This is a genomic window from Mesorhizobium sp. WSM4806, assembly GCF_055811635.1.
Window position 1 is genome coordinate 47,296 of the sequence record NZ_JBVVQZ010000031.1, and the last position, 6,512, is coordinate 53,807.

Annotated in this window: 8 protein-coding genes and 1 pseudogene; 2 read left to right on the forward strand and 7 right to left on the reverse strand. The window is 60.6% G+C overall.

Annotation, left to right across the window (positions count from 1 at the left end; genetic code table 11):
• The first annotated feature begins 118 nt into the window (after window positions 1–118).
• Window positions 119–1,231, forward strand: a complete 1,113-nt coding sequence (gene hppD / locus AC0L2M_RS32490) for a 4-hydroxyphenylpyruvate dioxygenase (RefSeq protein WP_128170248.1) — start codon at window positions 119–121, stop codon at window positions 1,229–1,231.
• An 8-nt stretch (window positions 1,232–1,239) separates the two neighbouring features.
• Here the strand turns inward: hppD and AC0L2M_RS32495 are convergent, their stop codons facing one another.
• The 6 genes from AC0L2M_RS32495 to hmgA form a co-directional block, all read right to left on the reverse strand.
• On the reverse strand, window positions 1,240–1,551 hold the full coding sequence (locus AC0L2M_RS32495) for a BrnA antitoxin family protein (RefSeq protein WP_027153896.1): 312 nt from the start codon (window positions 1,549–1,551) through the stop codon (window positions 1,240–1,242).
• Window positions 1,538–1,795 carry a BrnT family toxin gene (locus tag AC0L2M_RS32500; protein WP_128170246.1) on the reverse strand — a complete coding sequence of 86 codons (258 nt, stop codon included), beginning with the start codon at window positions 1,793–1,795 and terminating at the stop codon, window positions 1,538–1,540. The genes AC0L2M_RS32495 and AC0L2M_RS32500 overlap by 14 nt, the downstream gene beginning before the upstream one ends.
• A 51-nt stretch (window positions 1,796–1,846) precedes the next feature.
• Window positions 1,847–2,395, reverse strand: coding sequence for a DinB family protein (locus AC0L2M_RS32505; RefSeq protein WP_473536988.1), 549 nt, complete (start codon window positions 2,393–2,395; stop codon window positions 1,847–1,849).
• Window positions 2,396–2,422: 27 nt separating this feature from the next.
• Window positions 2,423–3,436: a fumarylacetoacetate hydrolase family protein gene (locus tag AC0L2M_RS32510; RefSeq protein ID WP_287174344.1), complete on the reverse strand. Its 1,014-nt coding sequence runs from the start codon at window positions 3,434–3,436 to the stop codon at window positions 2,423–2,425.
• Window positions 3,437–3,510: 74 nt separating this feature from the next.
• Complete coding sequence (locus AC0L2M_RS32515) at window positions 3,511–4,401, reverse strand: MBL fold metallo-hydrolase (RefSeq protein ID WP_473525089.1); 891 nt, start codon at window positions 4,399–4,401, stop codon at window positions 3,511–3,513.
• A gap of 11 nt (window positions 4,402–4,412) precedes the next feature.
• Window positions 4,413–5,726 carry a homogentisate 1,2-dioxygenase gene (gene hmgA, locus AC0L2M_RS32520; protein ID WP_128176899.1) on the reverse strand — a complete coding sequence of 438 codons (1,314 nt, stop codon included), beginning with the start codon at window positions 5,724–5,726 and terminating at the stop codon, window positions 4,413–4,415.
• 79 nt (window positions 5,727–5,805) lie between these two features.
• Between hmgA and AC0L2M_RS32525 the strand changes: the two genes are divergently transcribed.
• Window positions 5,806–6,261, forward strand: a complete 456-nt coding sequence (locus tag AC0L2M_RS32525; RefSeq protein WP_287070675.1) for a MarR family winged helix-turn-helix transcriptional regulator — start codon at window positions 5,806–5,808, stop codon at window positions 6,259–6,261.
• Between the two features lie 62 nt (window positions 6,262–6,323).
• On the opposite strand, the pseudogene tdh reads toward AC0L2M_RS32525, so the two are convergent.
• Window positions 6,324–6,512, reverse strand: a pseudogene (gene tdh / locus AC0L2M_RS32530) (L-threonine 3-dehydrogenase); the annotation flags it as partial.

A 6,512-nucleotide genomic window follows, 5' to 3' on the forward strand; every position in this document is an offset into this window, starting at 1 on the left:
CAATTCCCGCATGATTTATTCGTTTAAAGCGTTTGAATGCAAGCACCATGCGCCTGCTCCGCGCTATAGTAGCGTCAAAATGGCCCTTTGCGGCCAAGCAGCTTAGGAGGACAACACCATGGGTCCCTTCCCGCACGATGCACCGCCCGCAACGATCAGCAAGGCCAATCCCGCCGGCACCGACGGCTTCGAATTCGTCGAGTTCGCGCATCCCGAACCGGAAAAGCTCGCCGAGCTTTTTACCCGCATGGGCTATGTACCGGTAGCCAAGCACCGCACCAAGAACATCACCGTCTGGCGGCAGGGCGACATCAACTATGTCGTCAATGCCGAACCCGGCTCGCATGCGATGAAATTCGTCGACAAGCACGGCCCCTGCGCTTCCTCGATGGCCTGGCGGGTGGTCGATGCCAAGCACGCGTTCGACCATGCTGTCGCCAAAGGCGCCACACCCTATGAAGGCGCCGACAAGGCGCTCGATGTGCCGGCGATATCAGGCATTGGCGGCTCGCTGCTTTATTTCATCGAGGTCTACGGCGACAAAGGCTCGGCCTACGAAGCCGAATTCGACTGGCTGGGCGAGCCCGACCCGAAGCCGGAAGGCGTCGGCTTCTATTATCTCGACCACCTCACCCACAATGTCTATCGCGGCAATATGGACAAATGGTGGGATTTCTATCGTGACCTGTTCGGCTTCAAGCAGATCCATTTCTTCGACATCGACGGCAAGATCACCGGCCTGGTCAGCCGCGCGATCACCTCGCCCTGCGGCAAGATCCGCATCCCGCTCAACGAGTCCAAGGACGACACCAGCCAGATAGCCGAATATCTGAAGAAGTATAATGGCGAAGGCATCCAGCACATCGCTGTCGGCACGGACGAGATCTACGGCGCCACCGACAGGCTGGCAGCCAACGGGCTGAAGTTCATGCCCGGTCCGCCGGAAACCTATTACGAGATGTCTCATGCCCGCGTGCACGGCCATGATGAGCCGATCGAGCGGATGAAAAAGCACGGCATCCTGATCGACGGCGAAGGCGTGGTTGACGGCGGCACGACCAAGATCCTGCTGCAGATCTTCTCGAAAACCGTAATCGGGCCGATCTTCTTCGAATTCATCCAGAGGAAGGGCGACGAGGGTTTTGGCGAGGGCAATTTCCGCGCGCTGTTCGAATCGATCGAGCAGGACCAGATCAAGCGCGGCGTGCTGAAGGTGCAGGCGGCGGAGTGAGGCGACGCCTATTTGGGCAAGCCGGCGGCCTTGCGCAGAATGTCGTTAATCCGGCTCTGCCAGCCGGGACCGCCGGCGCGAAAGCGAGCGACCACATCGCTGTCGAGGCGCAGCGTCACCTGTTTCTTGGGATTGTCGAGCGCCGGCCGCCCGCGCGAACGGCGAATGCTTTCGGCGAGGTCCGGAAATACTTCAGCGAAGGGACGAGCGTTTCGAAAATCCTCCTCTGTCCATTCCGGATTGTCCGAAACGGCATCCCAATCTTCCTTGCTGTAGCCGCGCCCCGGTTCGAATTTTGTCTGCAGCTTAGGTTTTGTCATTGTACAATCTTCTTTCAGCCGGGTTGGCCGGGCGCATCGAAATGATCGAGATGCCCTCGGAGCCGAGCCGGGCAAAGATCACGGCAACGATCCCGTCAATCATCCGACCAATTGCCATGAGACGATCAGCTTTGGCCGCACGGATCGTTGACGTAAGGAAAAATTCCTCATCCAGTGTGGCAAAATCCAACCCGTGCTTTTCGATGTTGGCCAACCGTTTCGGTTCGTCCCAGACGATCTTCATCCGAAATTTATGTACCTACAATAATTAAGTCAAGAATTTTCGTAACTACAATTAATTGCCGCCATCAATCGCCAACCGCTCGACCTCCGCTCTCCTCAGCTTCAGATCATAGTCGAGGAAGAATTCGTCGAGCTGCGGCGGCTTTACCGAGGTGCCGGACAGCATGGCGTGCACCTGGCCGCGATGATGGATGTCGTGGATGAAGAGGTGGGCGAGCAGACCGCTGATGCGCTCCGGTATTTTTCCGTCCTCGCGCCGGTCGGTGATGACACGGCGGTCGAGATCGGCCGCCGACAAATGATCGCAAAAGGCGATCAGTCGCCGGTCGGATGCGCCCTGGGCGTCAAACAGCGCTTGTGGTTCATCGAACGGCACGAAATCGTCATGGGCCGCGGCGCCAAGGTCGCCCTCTTCGAGAAAATCGAGATAGAGATGATCGACCGCCAGGATGTGGTTGAGCGTTGCCATGATCGACGGGAAGAAGCTGGTTCGCTCGGCTTCGAATTCGCCGGGCTCAAGCTGCAGCACGGCGCGATAGAGCCGGTCGTTCGACCAGAGATTGTTGCGCGCCATGCGGCTGAAATGGTCCAGCAGGTTCATCGTTTCAGACGTCCTCCCAGTGCAATCTTACCTGATGTATTTCTCGACCTTCTGCTCGATCGCACCAAAAATCGAATGTCCGATCCTGTCCTTCATCTCGATGCGCACAATGTCGCCAAGGCCCAGGAACGGGGTTGTCGGTTCGCCAGCCTCGATGGTCTCGATCATGCGCAACTCGGCTATGCAGGAATAGCCGGCGCCGCCCGCCGAGGCAGGCTTGCCAGGCCCGCCGTCGAGCTTGTTGGAGACCGTGCCCGAACCGATGATGGTGCCGGCGGCCAGCGGCCGGGTTTTCGCGGCATGCACAATCAGCGCCGGAAAATCGAATGTCATGTCCACGCCGGCGTTGGCGCGGCCGAACGGCTTGCCGTTGAGATCGACCAGCAGCGGCAGGTTGACCTTGCCGCCATCCCAGGCCTCGCCAAGTTCGTCCGGCGTCACCGCGACGGGCGAAAACGCCGAGGACGGCTTTGATTGGAAGAAGCCGAAGCCCTTGGCAAGCTCTGGCGCGGTGAGGGAGCGCAGCGTGACGTCATTGACCAGCATGACCAGCCGGATCGCGGCTCTTGCCGCATCGAGGCTTGCGCCTATCGGCACATCGTCGACGACGACAGCGACTTCCCCTTCCATGTCGACGCCAAGAGCCTCGTCGACCGTGCGGATCGGATCACGCGGCGCGATGAAACTGTCCGAACCACCCTGGTAGATCAGCGGATCGGTCCAGAAGCTTGCCGGCATCTCGGCGCCGCGCGCCTTCCGCACCAGTTCGACATGATTCACATAGGCAGAGCCATCGGCCCACTGGTAGGCGCGCGGCAACGGCGAATGGGCATCATGCTCGTGAAAGCGCGCTGACGGCACCGCATTGTTCTCCAGCGATTCCGCTATTGTCGCCAGATGCGGCGCGATCCGGTTCCAGTCGTCGAGCGCCGACTGCAGCGTCGGCACCAGAAACGAGGCATCGGTGAACCGCGTCAGGTCGCGCGAGACGACGACCAGCTTTCCGTCGCGCGTCCCGTCCTTCAATGTGGCAAGCTTCATGCGGTTTCCTCTCCTGATGCGGCTTTGGTGCCGCTTTGAATTTTGTTCTTATGATCTCTTCCGAAAACCGGTTCTCACTTTTCGCTAACGCGGTCCTTCGGTTCGGGATCATGCTCCAGTCCCACAACAAGGCCGTCGTGGGCAATCGTCAAGTCTCCGGCCCATGTTTTCCTGACGGCGGCGATCCAGTCGGCCTCGCCGATCTCGGGATCATCGGCCGGGATGAGGTGGTTGAGCACCAGTCTTTTGGCTCCTGCGTCACTGGCGATGCGCCCCGCTTCCTCAGCAAAACTATGGCTGGCGAGCAGATGCTCCCTCAGCCGCGCGCCATTGCCGGTTTTCGCGACGAGCCGCTCGATGCCGTCTTCCAGCATGGCTTCATGGACGAGAATGTCGGCGCCTTTGGCGAAATCCGCCAATGGCGGAAAGAACGCCGTATCGGCGGAAAACACCACGCTCTGTCCGGCATGCTCGAAGCGCAGCGCAAAGCAGTCGTTCACCGGCGGATGGTCGACGCGTAGCGCCAAAACCTTCAGGCCGCGCTCCTCCATCACCCGGCCTTCGCCGAACTCGATGATCGAAACCAAATCTGCGATATCAGGCCGGCCTTCGTCGACTATGCGTATCTCGATGTCGAATTCCATCGCCTGGCAAAAGCGCTGCCAGTAATGGCCGGTGCCGGGCGGGCCGAACACGGTGACCGGTGTCGCCAGACCCGCCGTCCAGGCGGTGTGGATCAGCGGACCGAGTTCCAGCACATGGTCGGAATGCAGATGCGTGATGAAGACCAGGTCGAGCGACTTCAGGCTGATGCCGGTCTCGGCCAGCCCGTGCGTCACGCCAAGCCCGCAATCCACGACAATGGTACGTCCGCCGAATATCAGCAGCGACGAACTCGGCCACCGACCGCCCGGCCGGAGCGCCGGGCCGCCCTTCGAGCCCAGCAGCACCAGCCGATCCCGCATTGGATCAGCGCTCAAGACCAGTCGCCCTCGGGCGTGCCGTTGAAGCGCTTCTTCAGATCGGCCCAGCAGTCGATGTAATTGTCCTGCCGGGTTTCAACCTCGGCGGCGTAGCGGGTCAGCATCTGTGGGAATCGCGTCTCGAACATGAAGGCCATGGTGTTGTCGAGCTTGACCGGTTTCAGATCCGCGTGGAAGGCTTTTTCAAAACCTGTTGCGTCAGGCCCGTGGGCCAGCATCAGATTGTGCAGGCTGATGCCACCGGGAACGAAACCCTCTTCCTTGGCGTCGTACTGGCCGTGGATCAGGCCCATGAACTCGCTCATGATGTTGCGGTGATACCAGGGCGGGCGAAACGTGTTTTCGGCCACCAGCCAGCGCGGCGGGAAGATGACGAAGTCGATGTTGGCGGTGCCCTCTTCGCCGCTCGGCGCGGTCAGCACCGTGAAGATCGACGGATCGGGATGGTCGAACAGGATGGCGCCGACCGGCGAAAACGTTGCCAGATCATATTTGTAGGGCGAGTAGTTGCCGTGCCACGCCACCACATCCAGCGGCGAATGATCGAGTTCGGTGACATGAAACTGGCCGCACCATTTCACGATCAGCCGGCACGGCGTCTCCTTGTCCTCGAACCAGGCGCAAGGCGTCTTGAAATCGCGCGGATTGGCCAGGCAATTGGCGCCGATCGGGCCACGATCCGGCAGCGTCAGCTTGGCGCCGTAGTTCTCGCAGACATAGCCGCGCACTGTTTCATCGACCAGTTCGACCTTGAACACGAGGCCGCGCGGCAGCACGGCGATCTCGCCCGGTCGCAATTCGATGACGCCCATCTCGGTGACGAAGCGCAGCGCGCCCACTTGCGGCACGATAAGCAACTCGCCGTCGGCGTTGAAGAAATGGTCGTCGGCCATCGATCGGTTGGCGACATAGACATGGGCGGCCATGCCGGTCTGGCCGAGCACGTCGCCGGCGGTGGTGATCGAGCGCATGCCGGCAATGAAGTCGGTGGGTTCCTTCGGCATCGGCACCGGGTTCCAGCGGTACTGGCCAAGCGCCAGTTCGTGATCGCCGACATTCGGCGCGCTTTTCCACAGCGGATAATCCGCCACCTTGAAGCGGCCGGTGTGCCTGACGCTCGGCCTGATGCGATAAAGCCAGGAACGCTCATTGGTGCCGCGTGGCGCGGTGAAGGGCGAGCCCGAAAGCTGCTCGGCATAAAGGCCGTAGGCCGGCCGCTGCGGCGAATTCCGCCCTTGCGGCAGCGAACCGGGCAAAGTCTCGGTTTCGAAGTCGTTGCCGAACCCCGGCATGTAGGAAAAGGCCATGGCATCCTCCCTGGATTGACCAAATTGGTTTCATTTGTAACCATCGAAAATGTAACTATCAATCGTGATGGAGCAGACCATGGAGGCTGACACCCTCGAACTTGAAAGCTTCCTGCCCTACCGGCTCTATCGCCTTGCCGATGCTGTCAGCCGCGAATTTTCCAGGGTTTACAAGGACCGCCACGGCCTGACGCGGCCCGAATGGCGCACGCTGGCCGGTCTCGGCCAGCACGGCACGATGACGGCAACAGCGCTCGGCGAACAATCGGCCATGCACAAGACCAAGGTTTCGCGCGCCGTCGCCGAGCTCGAACGGCGCCGCTGGCTGACGCGAAAACCTGATGAAAAAGACCGCCGTGTCGAGCACCTGACGCTGACCAACGCGGGCCTAGCCGCCTATCGCGAGATGGTGCCGTTGGCAAAAGCGTTCGAGCGGGACTTGCTGGGAAGGCTGAACGCGAGCGAGCGAGCGGCGGTCACGGAAGGAATGGCGGCACTTAAGGGGGCATTGGATAGATCAACGACGCAGCTATGAAACTGCTACGCAGCGATCCTTCCCACCCCTCCAACGTTTCCGGAACGGCACCCGGCCAACACTCACCAGTCCATCACCACCTTGCCGGAATTGCCGCTCTTCATCGCCTCGAAGCCGGTCTGGAAGTCGTCCACGCCGATGCGGTGGGTGATCAGCCCACTGACATCGAGCGGCCCCTGCACCAGCGCGATCATCTTGTACCAGGTCTCGAACATTTCGCGGCCATAGATGCCCTTGAGATGCAGCATCTT

Bases quoted from the DNA above. Each gene is read 5' to 3' on its own strand.
- hppD (WP_128170248.1), top strand. From the start codon at position 119: ATGGGTCCCTTCCCGCACGATGCACCGCCCGCAACGATCAGCAAGGCC.
- AC0L2M_RS32495 (WP_027153896.1), bottom strand. From the start codon at position 1,551: ATGACAAAACCTAAGCTGCAGACAAAATTCGAACCGGGGCGCGGCTAC.
- AC0L2M_RS32500 (WP_128170246.1), bottom strand. From the start codon at position 1,795: ATGAAGATCGTCTGGGACGAACCGAAACGGTTGGCCAACATCGAAAAG.
- AC0L2M_RS32505 (WP_473536988.1), bottom strand. From the start codon at position 2,395: ATGAACCTGCTGGACCATTTCAGCCGCATGGCGCGCAACAATCTCTGG.
- AC0L2M_RS32510 (WP_287174344.1), bottom strand. From the start codon at position 3,436: ATGAAGCTTGCCACATTGAAGGACGGGACGCGCGACGGAAAGCTGGTC.
- AC0L2M_RS32515 (WP_473525089.1), bottom strand. From the start codon at position 4,401: ATGCGGGATCGGCTGGTGCTGCTGGGCTCGAAGGGCGGCCCGGCGCTC.
- hmgA (WP_128176899.1), bottom strand. From the start codon at position 5,726: ATGGCCTTTTCCTACATGCCGGGGTTCGGCAACGACTTCGAAACCGAG.
- AC0L2M_RS32525 (WP_287070675.1), top strand. From the start codon at position 5,806: ATGGAGGCTGACACCCTCGAACTTGAAAGCTTCCTGCCCTACCGGCTC.